Raw genomic sequence first — 23114 nt, forward strand, 5'->3', positions numbered from 1 at the left:
ACTACGAAAAGTGCTGATCTTTTTCTTTAATACTTCTAAATCCATAACATACCTCCATGTATTGTTGTGATATCAATTTACTAGATTTAATTTACTTTTAAAATGTGGGGAGGTTTGTTGATGTACCAAACAAATGGAATATGTGAGAGATTTCATAAAACAATTTTAAATGAATTTTATCAAATAGCTTTTAGAAAAAAAATATTCAATACGATTGAAGAGCTACAGGAAGATCTAGATCAGTGGCTCAGAGAATACAATGAAAGGAGGACTCATCAGGGAAAAAATTGCAATGGCAAAACACCAATGGAAACTTTTCTTGACGGATTAAGAATAGCAAGAGAAAAAACCATCAATCAAAACTTGAACTGACAGTACAGATTTTTTTAAAAAAGTTAAAAATAAATTGATGAACAAAAGGGCAACTGTCAGATTAAATCCCAACTTCTACATATTTTTTTGTTGTGAATTCAAGCAGTAGTCCATCCTGATTTAATCGCATGAAAAAGGGATCTTCAACCTCTTCACCAGTCAAAAGCTCTTGCAGAAATGCCAGTCCCATAATTCCGCGATAGGTAGCAAGCCCAAAACACTGGCCACCGCCACCCAAAATAGAGACAAATTGAATTTCATTTGTTTCAGGAATCAGAACACCAAAATATTCAGAGTCACCGAATTGATCCCAGGGGGCCATGTCATAAAACTCGGCTGCCTTTTGGAAAAAAGTGTTCATTAAGTTTTTTGGTAAAGTCGGAATTGTTGGAGCATTTTTCATTTCTGAGTAGATAGCAAAGAAGTCTATGGATAGTCTAGGCGCTCGGTGCCCATGGGATTGATTTTGGCGTCAGATTCAATATAGCGGTCCTTTTGGTCAATGGCCGCTTCCAGGTCAAAATTTTATAACAGCTTTCGGCCTCAAATACCTCAGGTCCAATATATCGCAGGTGGCAACGTTTGATTTGATTTTGTTCGGCATGAATCTTCCATACATCATTACATATGAAAGATGTTCTCAAATTAAATAGGACACTATTATCAATTGCTAAAGAATTATTAGTCAGTTGCTTACTTTTTTTGCCTGTACTTTGCAACGCAACTCGATGTGATGATTTTTATTCTCAAAATGAAACGTTACGAGCCGGTGTAGGCACTCCAGTATTTGGATTGGGATCAAACCACATCGCTGCCGAAAAGACTCCAAAGGTGATAAAGCCTCACCATTTTCCAGTCACTTATGCACTTCAATCATCACACGGAGAGCTAAAACCATTAGATACTTTCACTCAAGTTGGATTGTTAAAATCAAATTTTCCTAAAGAAGGGCAAACATTAACATTCAGTCCTCGACCCGAACCATTAGAAATTGAGGCGGTAAGAGAAGTCGGAGAATATGTTCATTTGCGATTGGTAGATCCTAAAGGTAAGAGGGTATATTTGTTGTATTCTTATAAAATGGATATGATTCAGGTAGTAAATTCCCATCAATCATTAATACCGTTCATTGTGAAAACCAAACCTATTTTGAAGGGTCAAGAAATAAGAAAAATAACTGACGCTGCCAAACCCATTGAGGTGAGTATTGACCAGCTAGCCGAAACCATGATGTTGAATCAGATCAACAGTGACCGTACTGATTCGAAAATTATGGAAAATATTACTGCCGCTTATAAATATGTACTTACACTAAAGCGAAGTATTTCCCTACAAGATATTGAAGAGGTTAACAGACTAGTTAATTTAGGAAATCTTATTCATGATTATTCTTTGTATGCTGGAATAACTAGGGGCACAAAAAAACAATATAGTGATGGTACAATAGTCGATTTAACAGATTATAATGTATTTGGATGGAGAAATGGTAAAATAATATTTGAATATACTCCTGCCGATCAGGTTTCTGCGAAACTTCAAGACATAGTCCATAAAATTAATTCTTTTAAGGATGAGAGTAGTTTAACCGAAGTTCTTTCAATTTTTCAGGAAATTATGATTTTACAACCCTTCGCAGACGGGAACAAACGCACCGCTCGGATTTTAGTCGACTATGCTCTTAGAAAAATAGGGGCTCCACCTTTTCCGCATAACTTATTTCCTTCACATTCATTCTATAAATCCATATATGAGATTGAACAATTTTATCGCGAATTCTACAATTTACCATGAAATCGAAATCTTATTAAAATACTAAATTACGCCAAAACCGCTTGGTTCCAAGGCGCAAAAAACAAAAACGGCTCAACCATCATTGGCGGAGCCGCTTCTTTTTATAACCAGCTAAATTTTGATGGACCCTATAAAGGCGATACTTTTAATCAGTCAAAGGTTTCATAGTATTCTCCCTGAATCTGAGTAACCTTTGATTTTGCATCTTCTTGAAGTGAATTCTGTACTTTCTGAATTGTTTCAGAATCCAAATCCATTTTTTTAAGTTCATCAAGGGGTTGGGTGTTTGATGTTGATTTGATTGAGTCTTGAATTTCCTGCATCTTTTGTTTTTCTGCGGCTTCTTTTTCTTTACGGTAAGCAACCAGTTCAGCGTGTACGGAACCATGCGAACATTTTGCTATACGGGCTACTTCGCGATAAGATAACTTGGCTTCAAGAAGTGATCTTATCAAAATTGAATTTCTTTTTTTAACTCTGCCAATTCGCTTGCCCTTGGCTTTTGCATTTGCCATTCCGGCGCGAACTCTTTCAATGATCATTTCACGCTCGAGCTGCGCCAACGCTCCAAGTATCGTATAGAGTGCCACACCTAAAGGTGAATTTGTGTCAATGGATTCAGTCGTTGAAATAAATCTTGTGTTTTTCTCTTTGAAAATTTTCAGACCTTTTAAAAGATGGCTGGTTGACCTTGCAAATCTTGAAAAAGAAAACACAATGACTTGTTCAACTTCATTGTTATCAACCATTTTCATCAGACGGTTTAAAGCAGGGCGGTCTTCTTTAGCTCCTGATATTCCCTCATCGTAACCACTCTTTACTTCGCGTTATTGCAAAGTATTAAATTTTGCGTATTCCAATGGAGTTAGTGGAGTATGGCCTTTGATAATTTCTTTTACCGTTTGAAGTAAATAGGTTCGTGGATCTACCTCTACTTTTTTACAGGTTTCTATAATGGTATAAAAAACGGCGGTAATATCGGCTCCATCAATTGAACGTGAGCCATAAAAATTCTTTCTGCCCATGACAGCATGACGTATAGTTCTTTCAGCTTCATTGTTTGTTAACGGCACTTCTGGATACTCTAGAAAAACAGTTAATTCTTTCCATCTTTTTAAACTGTATTTTATAGCTTTTAGAAAAGTGGATTCCCCGCGGGCTTTTAAATAACTTTTTTCTAGCCAGATTTTCATACTTTCAATAATTGGCTTTGATCGCTCTTCTCTGAGTTTTTTTAATTGATCAAAATTACTTGCAAGCTTCTCTATTTTAAAAAGATCGTCATAATATTTCAAATAGTCTTCTACCTCTGGATAATCTTTTTGGATATCTATAAACTCTCGCCTAGCATGGGAATGACAATGCGTTAATCTAACTGTTAGGGAGTCTTTAAATCGCGTGTACCCACTATAACCATCAGTCATTAAAAACCCTTTGTAGTTTTTTAAATTTTGTTCTGGAACTTGACCACTTCGTGTGGATTCAAATTGATAAAAGGAACCCGTATTGTTAGACAATACCCACATATATCCATGACTATCTTTTTCATTGGTAATGGGCCACGGAGTTTCATCACCATGGATGAGTGTTGTTGACAATATTTCATCTTTAATTCTACGGATCAGTGGTTCTAGATGCGTACTTACAACGCGACAAAGTTGATACAAAGTATTTGTCTTGATATTATTTAATCCATTTGATTCCATGATTCGAGTTTGACGCTCCAGGGGGAGATGGTTCACATATTTATCCGTAACCACACTCACTGCAAAGTCTACAGAATAAGTAGAGCCTGGTAAAAGCTTCGTCTCTGGACCCTGACATGTATAAAACTGATTCTTTTCTTTCACAGCAAATTGCTTTTTAAGTCTATATTTTTGTTTTCTTATTTTGGTTTTTCTATAAGTACGCTCAACAATTGTGATTTCAAAAGATTCTTCAAACATGCCAGGAACTTCTTCCCATTGGTCTTGACTTGGTTTTTCTAAACCTAAATCAGAACTCATGCTGATAAGCTCTTCCGCACTAGCCCTGTAGATAACCAAATCTACTGGTAAATTATTTACTTTCTTTTCCTTAACTGGTGGTAACACCGTTTGACCATGTAAGGTGAGCTCTTCACTATCTGAACTTTTGGGTCTGGATCTTTTTTCGCTAGATTTTCCAAAAAATCTTTTCTTTAAAAGAGAATAACTTTCTTCAATATTTAAAACTTGAGCTCTTGCTTTTTCTTTTTCCTCTTGAATTTTTACGATAACTTGATTGAGCCTGTTAACCTCTGCTACCGAGAGTTTTACAAGTTCTCGTAATATGTCGGGATTAGTTTCATTCTCAAGAAAGCGCATGAATTATTTCTACTATATAAGGCTTAATTGACAAGTATTTTTTTAATCTGCTTGAAGTGTTAGATCTCTTTTTATTTGTGGTCTGACAATATGACCACCATGAAATAATGATTGAAATTCAATTGTGCTAATAACTTTCAAATCTGATAAATTATTCCCACTCATAAATCTTCCAGTCTCTAGTCTTTTTGCTACTAATACCAGACCGCTGCCATCATAGTACAGAGCCTTTATTCTTTTTCTATTGCGGCCAAAAAATAAACACAAATACCCTTGATCCACATCATGACGAAACTTCTCGCGAATAAAGTACATTAATCGTTCAAAGCCTCCTCGCATGTCAATCTCTTCACCATAAATATATATTTTTAAATTTCTTTCATCGATAAACAATTTAAATAATCCTTCATTAATTCTTTTGCTGATAGCAAATTTAAATTTTTAATTGATAGATTTAAGTTAACACTTGAAACAGTAAATTCAATTTGAGGTTCTGAAGTCATCTGCTCTGCTGAAGACTTAGCAAGACGAACCTCAATAAGTTTATTTTCATCTAGGGTTTTGTTAAGTTTTGGATCTCCTTTTGAAATCCAATTTGATGGTGCGGCAGTCTTTGTTGCGAAGCCCTGAGTAGGTGTTGCTTTCAAGGGTATATCGCAATAAGAGCTCTCAACTCTGAATTTCCAACCACTCAATGTTGATTTTGGAATCCCAAATATGACTGCTACCTCAGTTAGGGATAAACCTCGCTGAACAAACTCTACACAACGAATTTTATTTTGATCAGAGATTTGTTTAAAAACATGGTTATCTAAATCCGACTTCAATATCTTTGAAAACTCAATAGCTTCATGAACTAATTTCTGGTCACTTGATTTTTTCATAGAATAAAAATTACAGAATTTATTTCAACTGTAAATAACGCTACCTAAAGAGTGGTTACATTTCACTAGGCGTTTTATCTTTTCCCAAGAAATTGCTTATTTTTGCAAAATGTTTTTCGGCTGTTAAAACGATATTTTTTGCTTCGTCTATTTTTGTTTCGTCATTACGAAAATACGCGACTACATGTTCAGACCGTGTCGTAGCATCAAAACTTTTTGGTAATTCCGCGAAAGCTTGAAGAGTGATTGCGGAAACTAAAAGATAGACGAAAAATGAAATTCTCATAGGTTAATCCTTGTTTGAAAGTCGCATCGTACACATAAATAACTGTTTTGCCACTGTTGAAAATTTTCACATATAAAAACTACTTAATGTAAATCCTTGTGTGATGAGTGGACTTACAGGCAGAGTGCTCATCATCATGTCTGCGCATACAAATATATTTCATGAGGTATCCTTTTTAAAAAAGCGTTCGTGGGTTCAAATCCCCTGACCCCTAAATTTTCACCACTTTGAAGTCCAATACATTCTGGTGAATTCTATTTTTGGTAGTTCTTTTCCTTTAGTGGAAGCTCTTTCCAGTTTGTGGTTCCATCATGAGTTGTTAAAGTGAATAAAACTCTTTGGGAATCCAAGAACAATTCAATTTTATAATTAAAAGCCAAACCCTCCATTTTTAAACCTTGCTGTTCATGGGATGTGAAATCTACATCGATTTTCACTGTAAGCGCAATCATTGGTATTTATCTTAAAAATACCAATGACAGACAGTTGGTTTTAGAAAAATTAAATAAGATACCAGAAGTTCTAGATGCCTACGGAATCTTTTATTTGTTTGTCTCAACCAATTTCACGTACACTAAAATTTTTCTAAGCGCCTCGGCTGCTCCCTGGAATTCACCGTAAAAACCGGCTGAGGATGGTGCTTAGGGTTTTTAAGGCCGGTATTGTTTTTGAGGACAGGTCGGTTGTCTGCTTGCAATACTGGGCCCAGAAGTTGGCATGAAGAAAGTACCTAACCTTGACCCTTAACTGGCAAATCCGCGGACCTTATGGTACCACCCTAAATCTATGAAGAAGAATCTATTCATTCTAACTTTTCTTTTAACGGCTCCTTTTGCTGCCAAGGCGGATAGCCTTGAGTTTACCTTGAATACCACGGATGGCCTTAGTCATATTCACGGTCAAGTCGACATCCCTCAATGTGGTAAAGCCCCTTTTCCAGTGGTGCTTATGGTTGCGGGAACCGGTCTTTTTACCCGTAATACTTATTTTGGGCGCAGTCATACAGACCGAGATCTGTTGTTTGCAGATCTTTCGCAAAAACTCAATCAGGACTGTGTGGCCACGGTTCGCTTTGATTCTCGCGGTGTTTTATGTGATTTGATGTCCAAAGCTGTGATTGCTAAATGCGTTGATCAAAGTATTCGTGGACAAGTGACGGAACAGACCAATCTGGACGATATTCAGGTCGTTTACGATTTTGCTGCAAACCTAGGTTTGCTGGATAAAAGCAAATTGATCTTTCTAGGGCACAGTGAAGGCACTTTGTATATTTCTAGATTGATTGCCAGGAAAAGCGTGGAGACCAAGGCTATCATGTTTATCGGTGGCATCACAGAAAGTGCACAAAGCATTTTGCACTGGCAAATTTCAGATCGAATGGCGGCCTGGACAATGGCGATGGACTCAAATCAAGATGGAATCCTGACAAATGAGGAGATCAAAGCAGGTTTGGGAACATCGCGGTTGAATGGCTCCTTTCCACTGGAGGTCCTTTTAAGTCCCAAGGGCAGTTGGACATCTGCGGAGGTTACTGCAAGTTTTGAAGAGAACTATAAGGCTGCAATAATTGATGCTCAGTCGCACAAGCCTTCAGATCCCTATATGCAAAATGGCGTCGTTTTCTCGGCCTATAAGTGGTGGCAGAGCTGGTTTACCAACAACACCAGCGTCCTAGAAAATCTTAAGAATTTCGTCGGTCCTATTGAGTATCACAATGGCGATATCGACACTCAGACTCCGGGGTTGAGAGAGAGAGAGAAAGCGATCCATCAAGCAAGTTCTCTCAAGATGAAATCTTGGCCGAGTTTTGTAATTCATCAAGGCAAAGGACATGGCCTTAGTAAGGATCCTCTTTATGGACCTATTGATGAGGACATCGCCGCAAGCATTGTCACCCAAATAGGATCTTGGTGTGACTAGTAGGAAACCTTTGTAATCAGTCGTAGGTTTCATAGTATTCCCCTTGGATCTGAGTGACCTTTGATTTTGCATCTTCTTGAAGCGAGTTCTGCACTTTTTGGTAACTTGACATTGGCAGCTGAAAAGCACGGATTTCCAAAGAGCACGGTGACTTCTTGGATTTCCAGGCAACCGCCCCATCATAATGAAAAGCATAAGCAAAATTCAGAGCTAAAAGATATGAAAGAAAAAGTTAAAGAAGAACTTTAAGAAATTACCTGCCAGTAACCATGTGGTAACGGCTTCATTAATGGTATGGCACTTTGAAATCAAGTTCGGTTGGTACGTCAAATTTCAACTAATTAAATCTACATTCGCCAGGGTTAAAGAAAAAAGTAGTAGGTGGTCTGAGGCTGGAGGTTGCATAATAAACATAATAAAGTTTTATTCCGCCTGAGTCTGAAGCTAGATTTAAAGAAAATGATTTCGCAGCACCTGCTGAGAAAGAAAATGTATTAGAACTCCAATTCGTATCTCCTTCAAAAATTTCTGGAACTACGCTATTTCCACTGCTATTTCTTAAGAATGTAGCTAAAGCTCTACTTAGATTCACTTGGCTGATTTTATTGTAGTTTGAAGCAGCGCCATAGTATTTAACCTCTAATGCAAATCCTGTTGAGGGATTCCAACAATTGAGTTGATTACTGGCACCTGAAATGAGTGCAAAAAAAATGATTCCAGCAGATAGAATATTTCTTGTAAATCGGATTTTAATCATTAGATCTCCATAAAATAGTAAGGCATAAATTATTTGTTTTTTCTTAGCTCAGTTTTTTAAAGCCTCTGAATTCAATGGGGCCTTTATAAACAGACTAAAAAAACAATGCAAATAAATAAAATGGAACTGTAAAAAGTATAAATCTAAATAACAAATATTGTTTCTATTGTTGACGCCATTTTGTCGAGAAAGAGTTTTAACTACCTGATCCATTTTACCTTAGTTCACCAAATGACTAGCAATTGAAGCTGAACTATGCGAGACAAACAAATCTGGGATAGATATTCTGATCTGTATACTTATAAGAAAATTGAAAATACAGAAAATGACTGGGAGGTTCGCAAAAAGAAATACCATGGTTTCTTTGGTCAGTTGGCGCTTGAAGAGCCATTTGTTGTTAAGATAACCAGCCATCCATTTGAGGAAATAAAAGATTCGACCATCAAGATCACCTATGATCATGTCACCGATGCCATCTACATCATAAGTAAAGTCATTGTTCCCTATGGCAGCTCAAGATCAAAAACATCTGATATTTCCGTCCATGTTCCTGCCTTCGGTTTCAACGGAGCAGCCATTCCAGATTCTCAGTATACTTTTCATTATGACCGAGAGCGGTTGGTTATTAGCATGAAAGGATCTAACAGATGTGCATCTTTGGAAGAAATATTTAGAGCAGGAAGAAATAAGGATTCGTGGATCTGGTGGATGTACCCAATAATTTCTGATTAAAAAATACTTGGTTGTAGTTTGAAATAGGCTCAGCAATGCACAGCTATACTGGACCTTCAATTTTAGCAAATTGAGTAGGCTTCATAGGCTCGTTCGGAATGGCAAGCTCCTCAGAACGTTGCAAAGGTGTCGGAATTAATTTGGCAAAGCCACCCAAAATGGGTAGCTTTTTAAAAAACGAGTATATTGCTATAACAAATATTACGAATAGAATTGCAAATATTAGCAAATGTTAAAAATCAATATGATTTAATCAGCACTAACATCCACGGCATTCCATGTCGCGCCGGCAAAATTTGTAAACCAAGTACTTACAGCTGTGTATGATGGTCCAAAAAGTAAAAAATTAACATTAGAGGTAAAACCCGCAGCTCCTGATCCACAAGTTCCCGCAGAATCAGAAGATTTTGTATAACAACTTGTATTTGATACTTCTTTCCAGTTTCCAGGAGTGTTGTAATCACTGGTTGCCGCCGGAAGTTGGTTTACCGTCCCATTGCTGGCCTGCCATAAGCGGGCTTTGATTCCCGTTGTTAAATTTCCAGATGCCGTTACAAGAAGACCTCCCAATCCAGACTGACCTGGTGTTGATTGAATATTGGAATATCCAAAGGAAACCGATTCCACATCACCAGGAGTGTTTCCATTCATAGTTAAATCTGCAAATAATTTAATATGACGATTCCAGCCACATGAACCAGATTCGGTGCAATCAATTCTTTCCATTCTAGTTTCATATCTTAGCGAACCATCAGCAGTATCTAGCGAGCCATAGGAAAGGCCTTTTTTGTTAGTACCTTGATCTTCCATCGTAGCAAATTCTACTTTAGTCCCAGAGACTTTTGTTGCAATTTTAAAAATCATATTTTGCCCAGTTACATCGAGCACAACTCCAGCATCAAAATAAGTGTTGAAGGCCGCTGGTTTTGAAGCTGTTACACTGATGGTCATAGTGCCACCCATTTCGCTGATTTGTTTTGCAGAAAAGCAGGTTGAATCAATGGTGATGCTAGTACTATGAGCCTGTCCGTCAAATACGAGCCCTGCCTTTTCCAATGCACAAGAGATATTTTTTACGAGCGCAAAACCACCTTGAACCGTATCAGGTGATTGACTATTAATGACCATTTTACAATAAGTCAAAGTTCCTGGGTAAGCAGAGCTGCCATAATTTAAAGGACTATTTGGTTCACCATTGCTATCACAGGCAGAAGCAACCAGCATTGGTTTTAATTCCTGGTGCTGAACACCTGCTGTTGATGCGGTTGTTAGACCAGTACCCGTAGCAACTATCGCATTTGAAATCCCCGTCATAATTGCAGACGGTTTTTCAGCAGAGTAAGTACTTCCAGCAGCTGCAGCGACATCATCTGATTTTTTACTGCAGGCAACCATCATACAAGTCACTGATAATAGCACGACAAAAAGTGAACTAAATTTCATTCGAACTCCCTTTTTTTGTTATTTCTAAAATAAAAATTATCAAAGATTTTCTTATTGTCATGACTCCAATTCAAAAATGCAAAATAAATATCATCGTTATCTTTACCTAAGTCGAAGCAGGACTAGTCTTAGTGCAGACAAAGGTTTACAAAGATGTGACCTAGATAGGTCACGAAGACATGTAAAGGCAATGGGGAACAGCATTGCTTAACTGTGGACCCAAAGGATTTCCCTGAACACAGGTAAATTTCGCCAATCACAGTTTCCAGAAAAATATCAACTAAAAAATAATTAAAGTATAACTTTAATTCAGTTTCACTCGGAATCATAAAGATTCTGGTTTCGTCTTTAGGATTTGATATGGCTCTTACACTTTGCTTTGGCGAAAATGAAAATCAAAAACTTGTTTTTTTCACCTCTTTATTAGCCTTAGACATTTCCGGTAAAATGATGACTTGGGCTTTAGAAATTTCTTATATTAAAGCGATTTATACGGCTATAAAAACAGCCCCCGAAATCGCCTCTTCGAGATTAGCAATACCGAAAGAATGGTTTAAAATTCTTTGGGATTTGCAGATGAGAAAGCCTATAATATGGAAACTCTCTGCTGGCAAAATGGGAATAGGAATTTTCCTCAGCGATATCGCCACCTCAATATATAGACCCTATATTATTCAGAAGGAAAACATTAAAAGGTCGGAGGTCGCCAAAACGAAAAAGATAGAACTCCTGAAAACCAACATAGAGCAGTTTAAGAGAAAAATGTCTCAAGTCACGAATAACGATGACATTGAGATGCTAAAATACTTCATATCCCAGGAAGAAAAAGAAATCGAAAGATTAGAGAGCGTCGGTTTTTCTGATGGATTTTTGACACAACATTAAATTGAACTAAAGCGAAGCTCCAAGAGTGACGATGATGACGATAATTAAGTTTACCTAGGAGTTGGAAAAATAAATTCAAGGCAGAAGTTTTATGCTTTCTGGTAAAGAAAATAGGATTCTATGGTTCTATGGTCATAATCTAGAAATAGCGTTTTTTTCATTCACAGAAAAAATGAGATGATCCATTTTATAATAAAGTACTTGGGTATTGATTTTTGCTTTAAGATAAAGTTGACTCATTTCTTTATTAATTTTGGAAAACTGATAACTCCAATGACTGTATTTGTTTCTTGCTGTATCGACAAACCTATCGATTCGCTCGAGAGCTCGCAGCTGGGAACTGTTTTTTATCAAACTTTTCTTATTCTGATTAAAACTAATGACTTCTTTTGATAAAAGTTCATTTAATTTGTTATTTTGAAATTCAAAATTATCTAAATCAGATTGTTCTAAAACTTTTAGTTTTTCCAAATAGGCTATGCTGGCATTAATATCTTTTAATATTTGAAGGTTTTCTTTCTCTCCAGGTTTGGCAAAAAATAATTCTCGTAGGAAAGTATACTTTACTTGATACGCGGCTTTTAAATCTTCCAAGTTCTTTTTTTGCTCACTTGCATAATTCTGTGAGATTTGCATGAGATGATTTAATTTTTTGTTTTGGCTAACGAAAAAATAACCAAGCCCCAATCCAACAATTAGAATCAAAATAGTTATTTTTCTTACCACCATCTTCTGACCATTCTTATCACGTGTGAGCCTCTTTCAGAAATATACAAGTTTCCATCATCATCAAAGGCAATTCCATGTGGTTGATTGAGTTGAACTGAAGTTCCTGGTTTTAATTCGTGCTCAAGACCTAATGAAGAACCTCCACGGTTTGCATTTGATGGGTTAGACCCTACAATGCGATTCATATTTCCAAGAGAATCTCCCCTGTCAAAACAATAAACCCCATGTCCACCTGTATTTGGATCCAACCAATGTGAATTGCTGATGGTTCCTCCACTGGTAACACAAACCCATTTGCTGCTAAAAGCGGCTATTCCGTTGATCCTTGCCGTTGTGCTGGCGGGCGCAATAGACCAAAGAGTGGATGTTCCAACGATGCCAGCTCCTTTCCCAATGGCATTACCTGCAGCAAAACTTACCTGAGCAGCACCTGTATTGGCGTAATGTATTTTTCCAATGGATTGATTATGTCCTTCCGTAAAGAAAAAGTTACCTGCATTCATAGGGTCCATGACCATTTGCATAGGATAGGTCAGCAAAGTAGAATTCGTAGTGTTGTCACCATTGCTGACTCCATCAGCCGAACCTGCTGTCCCACAACGTCCAATAAAATTGGAAACCGTATTTGTAGGATCTATTTTAACAATGCAGTGATTTGAAAAGTCTGAAACATACAAATTAGTTCCGTCATTGACTAAACCTACTGGATTATTAAGAGCTGAATTTAATCCCGTCTGATTGAGGGTGATGGAGCCTTGACAACCCAAAGAATAATCACCAACAATGTTATTTATTTTTTGCGATTGAACGTCTTCTCCAAATATGGTTTTAGTCAAAGAGGGATCTCTGTTGAACGCTCGGATGGCACAGGTAATATTGGCACCGGCTCCAACATTGTTACCAGAAACGGTCGAATCCGCAAATAATAGGAAATCCATTGGAGTAGCACCTGTCTTTTTATATAAAGTCATTTGTTGAGGCCCACCTAGGAGCATGGCAAACTGATCTTCACTTGGAACCGTCATGTCGCCTCGACCTCTTCCCAGATAAGTTTCAAAGCTCCCCTTCAATAGATTTACCTTTCTAATTCGTCCATTTCTCATGTCAGAAATAAATAGTGAACTTGAAGAGGATTCAAAAATAATATCCGTTGGTTGCTCAAAAACGGCATCTGTCGCTGGAACAGGAGCATCGCCGTACCAACCAAACTTCGCTCGTCCAGAACCAACCAACGTTCCTAAAATGGAATTATCAGCCCCGCTAGTGACGCGCATTTTTCTCATTCTCCAGTTAGAGACATCACCAAACAGCAAATAGTCTTTCGTGCTATCAAACATAACTCCTGCTACATTATAAAATCTCGAATTCACACCCGTCTTAGAATCACCATTAAAAGTACCAGAACCACTCACACCAGCGATCGCTTTTTGTTCATGATAAAGGCCTGTGGAAGCCGCATTTGCGCCTAGACTTGTGCCACCTATAGACTGAGTGAGTGTCGTTCCTCCAGAGCTGTCATTATTATTGATATAAGTAGTGATATGATAATCCCAACCAGAGATAAAAAATCCTAGGATATTACTTCCTGAATAATTAACGGCTAAACCATAGCCAATCCTAAACTGAGCTATTCCTGCGGATCCCGCAAGGTAGGCTTGTGAATTTCCACCTATGGTTGCAGGATTTCCGTAGAGAGTTCCTACCTTTCCCGCAGGCACAATCGTAGTTCTAGCGAAATTAACAAATCCTTCGGAATAGGAAGTGGCCCCTCCGCTATAAGTTAAGCTATCAATCGGAGTTCCTGAACAGGTCGTATCTGACTTTGCATAAAAATTTCCGCCATTTTGAGCATAAAATCGGATTTGAGTCCCAGCTGTAGGACTGGCTGGAGCGTTTGAAGCATTAGCAGGTGTTATCCAAACACGAGTGCAATCTTGAAAGTGAAAAGAATTGGTTGAAGAGGCAACTAAAATTTTTTGAGTCGTCGCAGTTGGAGTAGCCACTGTGTAATTCGAAAGAGTTCCCGACGTCACGCCCGTTGCTGTAGCTGTTAGAGTGTAGGTACTGTTGGTGGTTGACTTAGCCCAAACTTCAATTTCTCTTTGCCCTGTCGTTAGGGTGTAGTTTGTTGTTAAGGCACCACTGGCCAGACAAGTAGCCTCATTAGCATAGAAATTGACATTGGCAGGAGCTGCAGACATGGTAATTCCAACATCTGAACCAAATATCGAAGCCAGATTTCCTGCATTTTGAAGTTGAATTCGTAATGGGATACAATGGCCATTTCCAACATAAGAAGTGGCTCCATTACTTGGTCCATTAATAACCACTTTTGTTGCTACATTTAAGGAGGCATTAACGGCTTGAAGCTTTCCTGAAGTTGAAAGTCCTGTAATGCTTCCACCACTATTGACATAATCAGTTGCGACGAAAGTGGTTGAACTTGAAGTGCTTCTGCCGCTAAAGAAAGATAAGGAAGTGGCACCCCGATTGAAAACTCTGAGACGACCTTCATGCTCAGTCCAATAGATATTATTGTTATTATCTATATCTATGGCCCGTGGTCTTGAAGTCCGTGCTTCTTGGATAGGATCTCCATTTTCCCAACCATCACCAAGAACACCCCCAGGCCCTAGCTTCCCAACAACCAAATAGGTTTTGCCGTAATTTACCAAATCAGATGGATTTGTAATATTCACTTTTTTAATACTATGGCGACAGCCCATATAAAGATAAATCGTTCCACTTTCATTTACCACTTTTAGCCCTGAAGCATCGTAGCACATCTGTGAAGTTCCTACGGAACCCGTCGTAGAGTTCGCAGCCGTCACATTGCTCGCGATCGCATTATCACTGACCCTGCCGACAAAACTTTCTGAAACTCCATCTTCTTTAATCACGACAACACGGTGGTTTGTAATGTCGGCGACATAGGCACGTCCTCCATAATAAGCTATTTGTCGTGGCCCATTGAGTTTAAAAGGATCCGTCGAAAGCAGCATGTTCGGAGTCAGACCAGAGGCCCCAGCTCCAGAAATGGTGCCGATTTTTCCATGAGGAATGATCTTTCCAAAGCGAGTCACATCGTCACCGGATGTTGTTCCTCGATTGTAATAAAACACAGCGTTTGAATTGTAATCTGTAAATAAAATATTATTTCCATCCAAAGCAAAATCCCAAGGTTGAAACCTCATCTTGGTCATATCATCTTCTGGAAGTCGGTCCGCACCGACTCCTGCTTGGCCGACAAGGGTGCACACTTGCCCGCCCTTGGCAGAAACCGAAGCACTAAACAAAGTATTACATTCTGTAGAAAACATGTTGATATTGATAGTCCAAGTTTGCTCTACGGTTTCAGCTCCATCAGATATGACGGCCGTTAAGGTGAGATTGCCTAATCTCGTTTCATCGTAATTAGGTGAAATGGTTGCTGTGGAATAAGATTTATCTCCAGCCACGGTGTATCCAATGAATGAATCTCCTCCAGAAGGCAATTGCTGACCATTTAATTTCCAATAATATTGTAAGTTGGCTGGGTCACCAGAATCCTGATCCGTTCCATATATTTTAACCTGAAGTGAAGAAGCATAATTCATTTTGATATTTCCGCTGGGTGTAAAAGAAGCGGTATCAAGCCACATTTGGATGCCTGTTCCGCTCGTTCCTGCAGCCGCTGTATTAATTTGAGGAGGACGATTTCGTTTTAAACTCCAAGTGCAAGTTTGAATATTGCTATATTTATCTATGACTTCCACAACAAGGCTTCGGGTGCCAATAGCCCAAACATGGTCTGGAATCTCAGAGGTATAAGTATCCGTAGAGTTCGTTGATACTTTAGCTTGAGCCGCCGTAAGCCCTGAAAGAATGGTTCCGTTTTCCTTCCATCGGTAAGTGATATCTGGTCCAGTCGCAGAAACAGTAAAGGTTTTAATATCGTAAGTTGGCGTACTGGAATACTGAGATAGCAAGGTGACGGTTCCCTGAACTGGGGTACAAGCTTGAATTTGCACTGTTGCCGGATCTTTGATATTTACATTCCACTGGCAAAATCCTGTGTCCCATCCATCATAAAAATTTGAGGTTACTGATTGTCCAGATCCAAGAACCCCTATCGTTGGATTCAAGGTTGCAGAGGAAGTATACCCAGAACTAGAAATACCAGAAAATAATTCAGGATAGGCGTTATTTAATTTCCAAGAAAAGCTGACCACATCATTTTCTGCATCTGTAGCCGAGCAAGATAAAGCTAAAGAAGAGGTGTATAACAATTCATTTCCTGTTGCCGCTGGAGTTTGTCCCGAAAGACAAGAAGGAGGTGTGTTCTTAACAATACTCCATGTTCTAGTTGCTGATACTCCAACGCCATTGCTTAATGTGGCTTCTAGGGTGTTCGTGGCTCCTAAAGCACCATTTAAAGACGCTAAATCATACAAATTACCTGAACCAACGGGCGTCCCATTCAGTTGCCAAGAGATAAGACAACCTGAATCGTTGGGAATCACACCATAGGTTGTAGTGATATTGTTTTGAACTGAAACCCGTTGTGTTGCGCCCGAAGGAAATGAGGAAGAAACAAGACAGTTATTAAATACCATTGAATCCCAGTTAAAATCTACTGTATCCGTTCCATCATTGATAGAGGCAGTCACCGTTCTAGAACCAGTATAACTATTACTAAAATTAAATCTTTCTTGAAAAGGATTCACTGAAGATAGCGTGGTATGGGTGATGGGTGGTGAAAGAGATGCTAAATCCGTCCCGTTAATTTTCCAAGTTATTGTTAAAGGATCCGAATCAACATCTGTCGTATTCGCTGAAAAATTGTAGTCTGTATTAATCGAAAGATTTAAGATCCCCGAAGCTGACGGGGCTTGAACTGCCGTAGGCAAACTATTTCTCTTAATAGACCATGTCGTCGTCGTTGTCGTGGCACCATTACTCACTGAGGCTTGTAAAATATTGTTACCTGTTGAAAAATCACCGGATGCAAATGATTTAAAGGAAGTCGTACCACTGATAGGTGTCCCATTGATACTCCAGGATACCGGACAACCTGCCGTACTTGTTGTAATACTATACAAGCTTCCGACAACATCGTTGGCCTTTATTTTAATAGTCGTTGCATTTGAAGGTGCGAAACTTGTTAACGTACAATCTCCAGTGACGGTAACAGCCCAAGAACAAGCGATACTATCATAGCCGTCGTCTACATAGAGGGAAACAATGTTATTTCCCACGTTCCCAATAGTCGGGGTAAACTGGGAAGAACTCAATGAGGAGGTATTTCCTAAATTTAGTAAGGAAGCACTTGCCGCTCCATTTAGCTTCCATGAAAAATTAAAGGTATCCCCAACATCACTATCAACCACTGTAGATTGAAAAACCTGAGAACCACTTCCCTGGGTCATAGACAAAGTGGTGCTTGAGGGATTTAAAACTCCACAAGCCGGAGGGGAATTTTTGACCAAATTCCAAGTTCTAGTAACGGTGCTTCCTAATCCATTTGAAACGGTGGCAACCAAAGTATGATTGGTTCCGCTAGACAGAAGAGCGTTCGTTGAGACTAAATTATAAAGTGTGCCTGTTCCCACATTAGTTCCATCAATGGCCCAATTAACAGTACAATAACCTGGGAAATTCGGAGTCAGACTAAAGGAAATTGTTTGAGCCGTCGATCCCGCAAATCTTCGATTTGTCAGATGGTCCGGAGATGAAGAAGAAATATCGCAAGCAGGAAGTACTTGAACTGGCCAACTGCAAGTTGTGCTTTCGTATCCATCTGAAATTTCCACTCCAATGCTATTGGCTCCCACCTGCGGAGACGTGGGAATAAAAGAAGCATTTGCCGTATTTCCTGAGTTAGCAGGTGACAATATTGAAGTGGCGACGCTTTGACCATTTAATTTCCATGAAAAAGTTAAGGGATCACTATTTAAATCTGCGGATGTTAAACTCAAAGATAAATTTTGACTGATACCTATGGTTTGTGTGGAAAGATTACTTGGTGTCATCACTCCACAAGATGGAGGCGAGTTCTTTACTACCGTCCAAGTTTGAGAGCTTTGACCTGTTGCACCCGTTACGGAGGCTGACAAAATATTATTTCCGATAGCAAAAATTGAAGAATTTAAAATTTTAGAAGATTCCTTCCCCGTCAAAGGAACTCCATTAAGAGTCCAAGAAACTTCACACCCAGCAGTCACCGTCGAAACGGAAAAACCATTCTGCGCACTACCAGTTGATAATATTCGGATATTATTTCCAGCGACATCTGGAACTTTTGTAGTTATTGAACAGTCCCCAGAAACCTTTGGAGTCCAAGAACAAGATACCGTATCATAACCATCACTGATCTCGGCCTTTACATTTTGTGTTCCCCCGTTCTCAGGCTGAGGTCTAAAACTGATTTGAGAAGCGGTTGGAGAAGAAATAATTGGCACTAACAACGTATCATTTTTTGAACCGTTGTATTTCCAAGCAAATTGTAAAGATTCCCCGTCCATATCTTGACCCTGGACAGTAAGTTGTAATTCAGAACCAGCGGCAACCGAAGGAGATAAGTTGGTAGGGCTTTGTGAGTTACATGTAGGTGGGTTATTTTTGGTCACCGTCCATTCAAACGATTCAGTCCCAGTGTCATTCTTCACATTGACTTTAACGACGTTCGAACCTGGTTTAAAGTTGGCAGAGTCTATATCGGCAATAAGTCCTGTTGACGTTACAGCCACATCATTAATTAAATATTCAGCTTTACAGCTTTCTGCATTTGTTTGAACTATGAATTGATTCAGTACACCTGCCGTTGAAGCGACTTTAAAAGTATCCTTTTCAGGCCTTTTAGATATAATCTTACACGCAGGATCTGTTCCTTTACCGCCCGCCTCGAGCAATGCGAAATCACTTCCCCCACTATTTCTATTACACGACGACAGATAGATAACAAACAAGGAGTAGATAAAAAATTTAAATTTAAGGTTCATAAAAGTAAACGATCTCATCTTAAGACTTCTCGGAAGATTGGGCATTCGACTTTAATGAAATGATTTTTATTCAGATATATCATTTCTAGACTTTAGTTGCATAATGAACTCCAACACCCACACCGATGTCTCAAATGAGGAAAAAATGAAAAAATGTTTTTTTTATTTGTGGGTTTTAATTGCAATGAATTCATGTTCCAGTGGAACTATCAAGGTTGAAAGCTTGCCGGAAGGTGCTGAAATATTTATTTCAGTCAACGGGCAAATGCCGCGTAAAATTGGGATCACTCCTTTGGTTGTTCAAGAGTCCCAAGTTAATTCAGGAAACGAGTCCTTTCAAATATCACTTGTTAAAGAAGGCTTTTTAAGTGAAAACATTCTTGCCCCAGCGTCCATTTTTCCGCGCTCCTCTGCGGTGCAAGTTAAACTCAAAGAAATCACCGCAGCTAAAAAAGTGGGCCAGAGTGATGATAACTTGCAAAAAATAAGTTCTTCAATAGCTCAAATCGTCGATCATATTAAAAACAAAGAATATGATTTAGCAGAGAAAAATCTTGTCAATCTTCAGACTCAATTTCCCTCGGTATCCACCGTTTATGAACTACTGGGCAATGTCTTTTATTTGAAAAAAGACCTCTCCAAAGCCCACGGATATTATAAAAGAGCTCTCGATTTAAATCCTAACAACGTGGACACCAACAGAATGATCCAAAAAATTGAAAGTATCAGATCTGATCTGAGGTCACCAGCATCGAATGGAGGCATCTGATGAGTCTCTTTCCAATTGGTCTACTTATAGCACTAACGGCCTTTATTTCTGCAATTATTCACTTGAATCAGAGTGTGACAAGCTACTTTGATTTGGTGGCTCTGTTTATTGTTTTTGGTGGAACAACATCTGTGGCTGTTGTTCTTATTCCTTGGGATATTAAAAAAGATGTCGTCCATGGTCTTAAAGATTTACTTAAGGGTGACAAATCAAATTTTAAATTAGTATTAAATGATTGCATTGATGTTTTAAAAAGAACACCCGTCAATTATGAGGGCTCTGTTATTTACTTGTACCAACAAATATTAAAAGATGGCCTCGAGATGATCCAGCTAAATATTGAACCTTCAAAAATACACTTGATTCTTCAAGAACGATTACATCATTCATCTAAAAGAAGAAAGAAAATGGCAAATGCCATACGAAGTTTAGCTAAATACCCTCCCGCTTTTGGACTCATGGGAACGGTACTTGGGCTTGTCAATGTAATGAAAGGTGTGTCCAACGGAATCGATGGAAAACAAACAGCAATGGAAATGGCCTTAGCTCTTGTGGCTACAATGTATGGACTTATTGTATCAAATTTGGTTTTAAACCCAGCTGGAGAATTAATACTTAAAAATATCAGCCATGAAGAAGGCTTTGGAGAAATTGCTATCTCTACAATTCAATTACTTGCAGAAAAGTCATCATTGTTAGAATCGGTTGAACTCTTGAATTCCTATGTTCCTCCAGATCAAAGGGTCAACCTATTTGAAAGCACAGAACCAGGTGCCGCTTAATGGAAAAACTTTTAGGACGAACGAGGTTCGAAGAACACGAAGAATTAGATACAGAGGGTAGCTGGGCCGTAAGTTACGGGGATATGGTTACCTTGTTGTTGACATTTTTCATCATCTTCTTCTCCACGGATCCTAAACAAGGCACGAAACAAAGATTAGAGTTAAAAGTCTCTCTCATTGAATCCTTAAAAACAAAATCAAAAAGCAATTCAGAACTTGGAAATTCAAACAAAGTGAGTGTTGGTAATAAGAAGGAAGAAGGAATTGACAAAGAAATTCTAAAAAAATGGGATGGAGTTGCCCATGATAAAGGAAATCACATTTTAATTGAATTTCCTCAAATCTCATTTTTTGATTCAGGAAAAATAGATCTGACGAAAGCGGGAATTGCAGCACTTGTAAATTTCGTGAAAGTTTACGAACCTTACGCTGGCAATTACACCCTAAGTATCCGTGCTTTTGCTGATAACAAACAAGTCAGAAATTCTAAACTATTAAAATTTTCTGACAATTTAGAACTCACGGCGCTGAGATCAGTGGCGACGATGAGAGTTTTACAAAAAGCAGGCATCCCCTTGAATAGAATAAAAACCGGTGGTTATGGTGAACTCATGATCACGGCAAGGGAGCTTGAAGAGGTTCCTAAAGAAAAAAGATTTCCAACCATGGAACTGGATCTCGCTAGAAAAGTTGTTTTGGTTATTGAGCCGGAGGCCGAAAAATGAAAAAAAATATTTTCTCTCTATTCTTTGTTTGGATTTTTCTTTCTCTTAGTCAGAGTCTACTGGCTCAAACGACCAAACATCCAAGAGTGTTAGATCTTGAAAAAACTCTCTCTAGAGAAGCCTTAGAAGTTTTGAAGGGACGATTCCCTGACAAGCCTTTTTTAGTCAATGTGAGAATAGACCCCATGATGCGAGAAAGAAAAGAAGCTGGAGTGAAAAATAAAGAAAGATTGCCCTATTTTGAAATCTCTGAAGAAGAAATTATTGACGAATGGGACGATCCTTCATTTTCTTTGATGTCTTTGGTCAATCGAGTTAAAAAAATTCACGTCAATATGTCTGTACCAAACCAATTATCTGATGATGAAATTGCAGAGTTGAAATCCTCAGTCATCTATAGTTTAGGACTTTTAGAAGCAAGAGATACCGTTGAAGTTAACAAGAGGTCCTGGAATAACCAGGGTGACAATAATAAAAACTTTAGATGGGATTGGTTTGGATTTGGAACAACAAGTTTGGTTATCATTTTAACAGGGCTCTTTTTAATTATTTGGTCATCTGTCAAAAAGCTCACAGCTGCCATTCAAGAATCAGGCTCTAATGGAAAGGGCGGAGGAATGGTGTCAGCTCCTGTTGCCGCTTCGAGTTCCAGCCCCAGTCAAGAGTCGTCCAAGGGGAACCTTTTTGGAAGTGCGGATTTAAGGTTGCAAGACCCTATCAAGAACAGAGAAATCATTGCTGGTGGTCTAAAGATTTTGTTAAGTCATTCCCATTTTCCTAGCCTTGAAGATATGATCGTTTTTCAAAAGGCTGCTGAAGAAAATCCAAGTGATTTGGGAGCCCTTCTTGGAGAGTTTCCCATCGAGATGAGAAAAACTCTGTTCAGCTATAGTTATGGTGATAAATGGATGGAGGCAATGATCGATCCCTCAGACGTTTCCTCTGTATCAATTGAAATTTTAAACAAATGCATAAAGAATCCAAGGAATGAGTTTAACAAAGAATGGCAATTACTTTTGATTTGCGTTTGGAGACTAAGTGTAAAGAAGAAAGATTTTTTTACGGGTCTTTCTTCGGCAGATGCTTTTAATATCCTAGGCTTTTTACCTAAGTCTTTTGCTATTGAGGCCGCACGAGAAGTATTTCCTGGTGCTTGGGGACAGTTACTTGATCCCTCTTTTAGTGCCAAGCGGTTGCCAGCAGAAAAAATTTCTGAGTTTACAGAAAAAGCGATTAAAATTTTACCCTTCAGAGATCTTTCTGTAATTGAAACCTATAAAAATGAAAAAGAGTTGCTTATTTTCTTGAAAAATTCAGATCCTATTGCCGAGAAGGAAATTTACCTCGCTGCGGGTGATAGCTCGTTATTGTGGTCCATTCGCCCCCCCTTTTATAGAATTTTTGAACTGAGCGCTCCAGAGTATGAAAAGATCGTACCCTTGCATCGAATAGAGGAATGGGCCTTAGTGATGTTCAATGTAGGAAGACCCGAAAGAAGAGAAGTAGAAAAGCGGATGACTGATAAGCAAAAATTTAGGTATTTCGAGCTTTTAAAAAGCTACGATATGAAGCCTCCTTCTAAAGTAAGAATTGGTGAACTTCGTGAATTGATTGGAAAATCGGTTCATACGATACACGCCCAATATGAAGCCGAGCAGGCCTTATTGAATTTTTCACTGGATGATGACAAGGAAGGGTCGAAAGCGGCTTAAAT

The 23114-nt window shown here is 38.6% G+C and carries 20 protein-coding genes and 1 pseudogene; 10 read left to right on the forward strand and 11 right to left on the reverse strand.

The annotated features are described in order from the left end of the window. The first annotated feature begins 126 nt into the window (after positions 1-126). A pseudogene (locus J0M15_13035) lies at positions 127-372 on the forward strand (transposase). A gap of 61 nt (positions 373-433) precedes the next feature. Here the strand turns inward: J0M15_13035 and J0M15_13040 are convergent. Then, a complete protein-coding gene (locus J0M15_13040; GenBank protein MBN8537973.1) occupies positions 434-733 on the reverse strand; it encodes a hypothetical protein in 300 nt (99 codons plus the stop codon). Between the two features lie 266 nt (positions 734-999). Between J0M15_13040 and J0M15_13045 the strand changes: the two genes are divergently transcribed. Then, positions 1000-2163 (forward strand): Fic family protein, encoded by a 1164-nt coding sequence (locus J0M15_13045; protein MBN8537974.1) that lies wholly within the window; start codon positions 1000-1002, stop codon positions 2161-2163. Positions 2164-2312: 149 nt separating this feature from the next. Here the strand turns inward: J0M15_13045 and J0M15_13050 are convergent, their stop codons facing one another. The 6 genes from J0M15_13050 to J0M15_13075 form a co-directional block, all read right to left on the reverse strand. Further along, positions 2313-2960: a recombinase family protein gene (locus J0M15_13050; GenBank protein ID MBN8537975.1), complete on the reverse strand. Its 648-nt coding sequence runs from the start codon at positions 2958-2960 to the stop codon at positions 2313-2315. Between the two features lie 30 nt (positions 2961-2990). Then, positions 2991-4508, reverse strand: a complete 1518-nt coding sequence (locus J0M15_13055) for an IS66 family transposase (protein ID MBN8537976.1) — start codon at positions 4506-4508, stop codon at positions 2991-2993. A gap of 42 nt (positions 4509-4550) precedes the next feature. Further along, entirely contained in the window at positions 4551-4901 is a 351-nt protein-coding gene (gene tnpB, locus J0M15_13060; GenBank protein MBN8537977.1) for an IS66 family insertion sequence element accessory protein TnpB, read from the reverse strand. Continuing rightward, a complete protein-coding gene (locus J0M15_13065; GenBank protein ID MBN8537978.1) occupies positions 4877-5392 on the reverse strand; it encodes a helix-turn-helix domain-containing protein in 516 nt (171 codons plus the stop codon). Before J0M15_13065 ends, tnpB begins: the two co-directional genes overlap by 25 nt. A gap of 55 nt (positions 5393-5447) precedes the next feature. Further along, positions 5448-5678: a hypothetical protein gene (locus J0M15_13070; protein MBN8537979.1), complete on the reverse strand. Its 231-nt coding sequence runs from the start codon at positions 5676-5678 to the stop codon at positions 5448-5450. 254 nt (positions 5679-5932) lie between these two features. Beyond that, on the reverse strand, positions 5933-6130 hold the full coding sequence (locus tag J0M15_13075) for a hypothetical protein (GenBank protein ID MBN8537980.1): 198 nt from the start codon (positions 6128-6130) through the stop codon (positions 5933-5935). 334 nt (positions 6131-6464) lie between these two features. Here J0M15_13075 and J0M15_13080 point away from each other — a divergent pair, with 334 nt between their 5' ends. After that, positions 6465-7598 carry a hypothetical protein gene (locus J0M15_13080; GenBank protein MBN8537981.1) on the forward strand — a complete coding sequence of 378 codons (1134 nt, stop codon included), beginning with the start codon at positions 6465-6467 and terminating at the stop codon, positions 7596-7598. A gap of 60 nt (positions 7599-7658) precedes the next feature. Beyond that, entirely contained in the window at positions 7659-7847 is a 189-nt protein-coding gene (locus J0M15_13085) for a hypothetical protein (protein ID MBN8537982.1), read from the forward strand. 88 nt (positions 7848-7935) lie between these two features. Here the strand turns inward: J0M15_13085 and J0M15_13090 are convergent, their stop codons facing one another. Next, a complete protein-coding gene (locus J0M15_13090; GenBank protein ID MBN8537983.1) occupies positions 7936-8355 on the reverse strand; it encodes a hypothetical protein in 420 nt (139 codons plus the stop codon). Positions 8356-8610: 255 nt separating this feature from the next. On the opposite strand from J0M15_13090, the gene J0M15_13095 reads away from it, so the two are divergent. Continuing rightward, positions 8611-9087, forward strand: coding sequence for a hypothetical protein (locus tag J0M15_13095; GenBank protein ID MBN8537984.1), 477 nt, complete (start codon positions 8611-8613; stop codon positions 9085-9087). A 249-nt stretch (positions 9088-9336) separates the two neighbouring features. On the opposite strand, the gene J0M15_13100 is transcribed toward J0M15_13095, so the two are convergent. Continuing rightward, positions 9337-10530 carry a hypothetical protein gene (locus tag J0M15_13100; protein ID MBN8537985.1) on the reverse strand — a complete coding sequence of 398 codons (1194 nt, stop codon included), beginning with the start codon at positions 10528-10530 and terminating at the stop codon, positions 9337-9339. Positions 10531-10890: 360 nt separating this feature from the next. Here J0M15_13100 and J0M15_13105 point away from each other — a divergent pair, with 360 nt between their 5' ends. Further along, a complete protein-coding gene (locus J0M15_13105) occupies positions 10891-11415 on the forward strand; it encodes a hypothetical protein (protein MBN8537986.1) in 525 nt (174 codons plus the stop codon). A gap of 132 nt (positions 11416-11547) precedes the next feature. On the opposite strand, the gene J0M15_13110 is transcribed toward J0M15_13105, so the two are convergent. Together J0M15_13110 and J0M15_13115 are read right to left on the reverse strand one after the other, a co-directional pair. Next, the gene (locus J0M15_13110; protein MBN8537987.1) at positions 11548-12144 is read right to left on the reverse strand and encodes a hypothetical protein; all 597 of its coding nucleotides are present in this window, start codon (positions 12142-12144) and stop codon (positions 11548-11550) included. Then, the gene (locus tag J0M15_13115; protein MBN8537988.1) at positions 12135-19124 is read right to left on the reverse strand and encodes a hypothetical protein; all 6990 of its coding nucleotides are present in this window, start codon (positions 19122-19124) and stop codon (positions 12135-12137) included. Before J0M15_13115 ends, J0M15_13110 begins: the two co-directional genes overlap by 10 nt. A 145-nt stretch (positions 19125-19269) precedes the next feature. On the opposite strand from J0M15_13115, the gene J0M15_13120 reads away from it, so the two are divergent. The 4 genes from J0M15_13120 to J0M15_13135 are packed head-to-tail and all read left to right on the forward strand — an operon-like array spanning position 19270 to position 23112. Then, complete coding sequence (locus J0M15_13120) at positions 19270-19893, forward strand: tetratricopeptide repeat protein (GenBank protein MBN8537989.1); 624 nt, start codon at positions 19270-19272, stop codon at positions 19891-19893. After that, the gene (locus tag J0M15_13125) at positions 19893-20675 is read left to right on the forward strand and encodes a MotA/TolQ/ExbB proton channel family protein (GenBank protein MBN8537990.1); all 783 of its coding nucleotides are present in this window, start codon (positions 19893-19895) and stop codon (positions 20673-20675) included. The genes J0M15_13120 and J0M15_13125 overlap by 1 nt, the downstream gene beginning before the upstream one ends. Next, positions 20675-21400 (forward strand): hypothetical protein, encoded by a 726-nt coding sequence (locus tag J0M15_13130; protein MBN8537991.1) that lies wholly within the window; start codon positions 20675-20677, stop codon positions 21398-21400. The genes J0M15_13125 and J0M15_13130 overlap by 1 nt, the downstream gene beginning before the upstream one ends. Then, on the forward strand, positions 21397-23112 hold the full coding sequence (locus J0M15_13135; protein ID MBN8537992.1) for a hypothetical protein: 1716 nt from the start codon (positions 21397-21399) through the stop codon (positions 23110-23112). The genes J0M15_13130 and J0M15_13135 overlap by 4 nt, the downstream gene beginning before the upstream one ends. Positions 23113-23114 lie beyond the last annotated feature (2 nt).

It is taken from the genome of Deltaproteobacteria bacterium, assembly GCA_017302835.1.
Lineage (GTDB): Bacteria > Bdellovibrionota > Bdellovibrionia > Bdellovibrionales > Bdellovibrionaceae > UBA2316.

What these genes read in the sequence shown, in the direction of transcription:
- J0M15_13065 (MBN8537978.1), bottom strand. Translation starts at nt 5,392, where the DNA reads ATGAAAAAATCAAGTGACCAGAAATTAGTTCATGAAGCTATTGAGTTT.
- J0M15_13090 (MBN8537983.1), bottom strand. Translation starts at nt 8,355, where the DNA reads ATGATTAAAATCCGATTTACAAGAAATATTCTATCTGCTGGAATCATT.
- J0M15_13125 (MBN8537990.1), top strand. Translation starts at nt 19,893, where the DNA reads ATGAGTCTCTTTCCAATTGGTCTACTTATAGCACTAACGGCCTTTATT.
- J0M15_13080 (MBN8537981.1), top strand. Translation starts at nt 6,465, where the DNA reads ATGAAGAAGAATCTATTCATTCTAACTTTTCTTTTAACGGCTCCTTTT.
- J0M15_13100 (MBN8537985.1), bottom strand. Translation starts at nt 10,530, where the DNA reads ATGAAATTTAGTTCACTTTTTGTCGTGCTATTATCAGTGACTTGTATG.
- J0M15_13040 (MBN8537973.1), bottom strand. Translation starts at nt 733, where the DNA reads ATGAACACTTTTTTCCAAAAGGCAGCCGAGTTTTATGACATGGCCCCC.
- J0M15_13045 (MBN8537974.1), top strand. Translation starts at nt 1,000, where the DNA reads ATGAAAGATGTTCTCAAATTAAATAGGACACTATTATCAATTGCTAAA.
- J0M15_13120 (MBN8537989.1), top strand. Translation starts at nt 19,270, where the DNA reads ATGAAAAAATGTTTTTTTTATTTGTGGGTTTTAATTGCAATGAATTCA.
- J0M15_13070 (MBN8537979.1), bottom strand. Translation starts at nt 5,678, where the DNA reads ATGAGAATTTCATTTTTCGTCTATCTTTTAGTTTCCGCAATCACTCTT.
- J0M15_13135 (MBN8537992.1), top strand. Translation starts at nt 21,397, where the DNA reads ATGAAAAAAAATATTTTCTCTCTATTCTTTGTTTGGATTTTTCTTTCT.
- J0M15_13075 (MBN8537980.1), bottom strand. Translation starts at nt 6,130, where the DNA reads ATGATTGCGCTTACAGTGAAAATCGATGTAGATTTCACATCCCATGAA.
- J0M15_13110 (MBN8537987.1), bottom strand. Translation starts at nt 12,144, where the DNA reads ATGGTGGTAAGAAAAATAACTATTTTGATTCTAATTGTTGGATTGGGG.
- J0M15_13105 (MBN8537986.1), top strand. Translation starts at nt 10,891, where the DNA reads ATGGCTCTTACACTTTGCTTTGGCGAAAATGAAAATCAAAAACTTGTT.
- J0M15_13115 (MBN8537988.1), bottom strand. Translation starts at nt 19,124, where the DNA reads ATGAACCTTAAATTTAAATTTTTTATCTACTCCTTGTTTGTTATCTAT.
- J0M15_13055 (MBN8537976.1), bottom strand. Translation starts at nt 4,508, where the DNA reads ATGCGCTTTCTTGAGAATGAAACTAATCCCGACATATTACGAGAACTT.
- J0M15_13095 (MBN8537984.1), top strand. Translation starts at nt 8,611, where the DNA reads ATGCGAGACAAACAAATCTGGGATAGATATTCTGATCTGTATACTTAT.
- J0M15_13130 (MBN8537991.1), top strand. Translation starts at nt 20,675, where the DNA reads ATGGAAAAACTTTTAGGACGAACGAGGTTCGAAGAACACGAAGAATTA.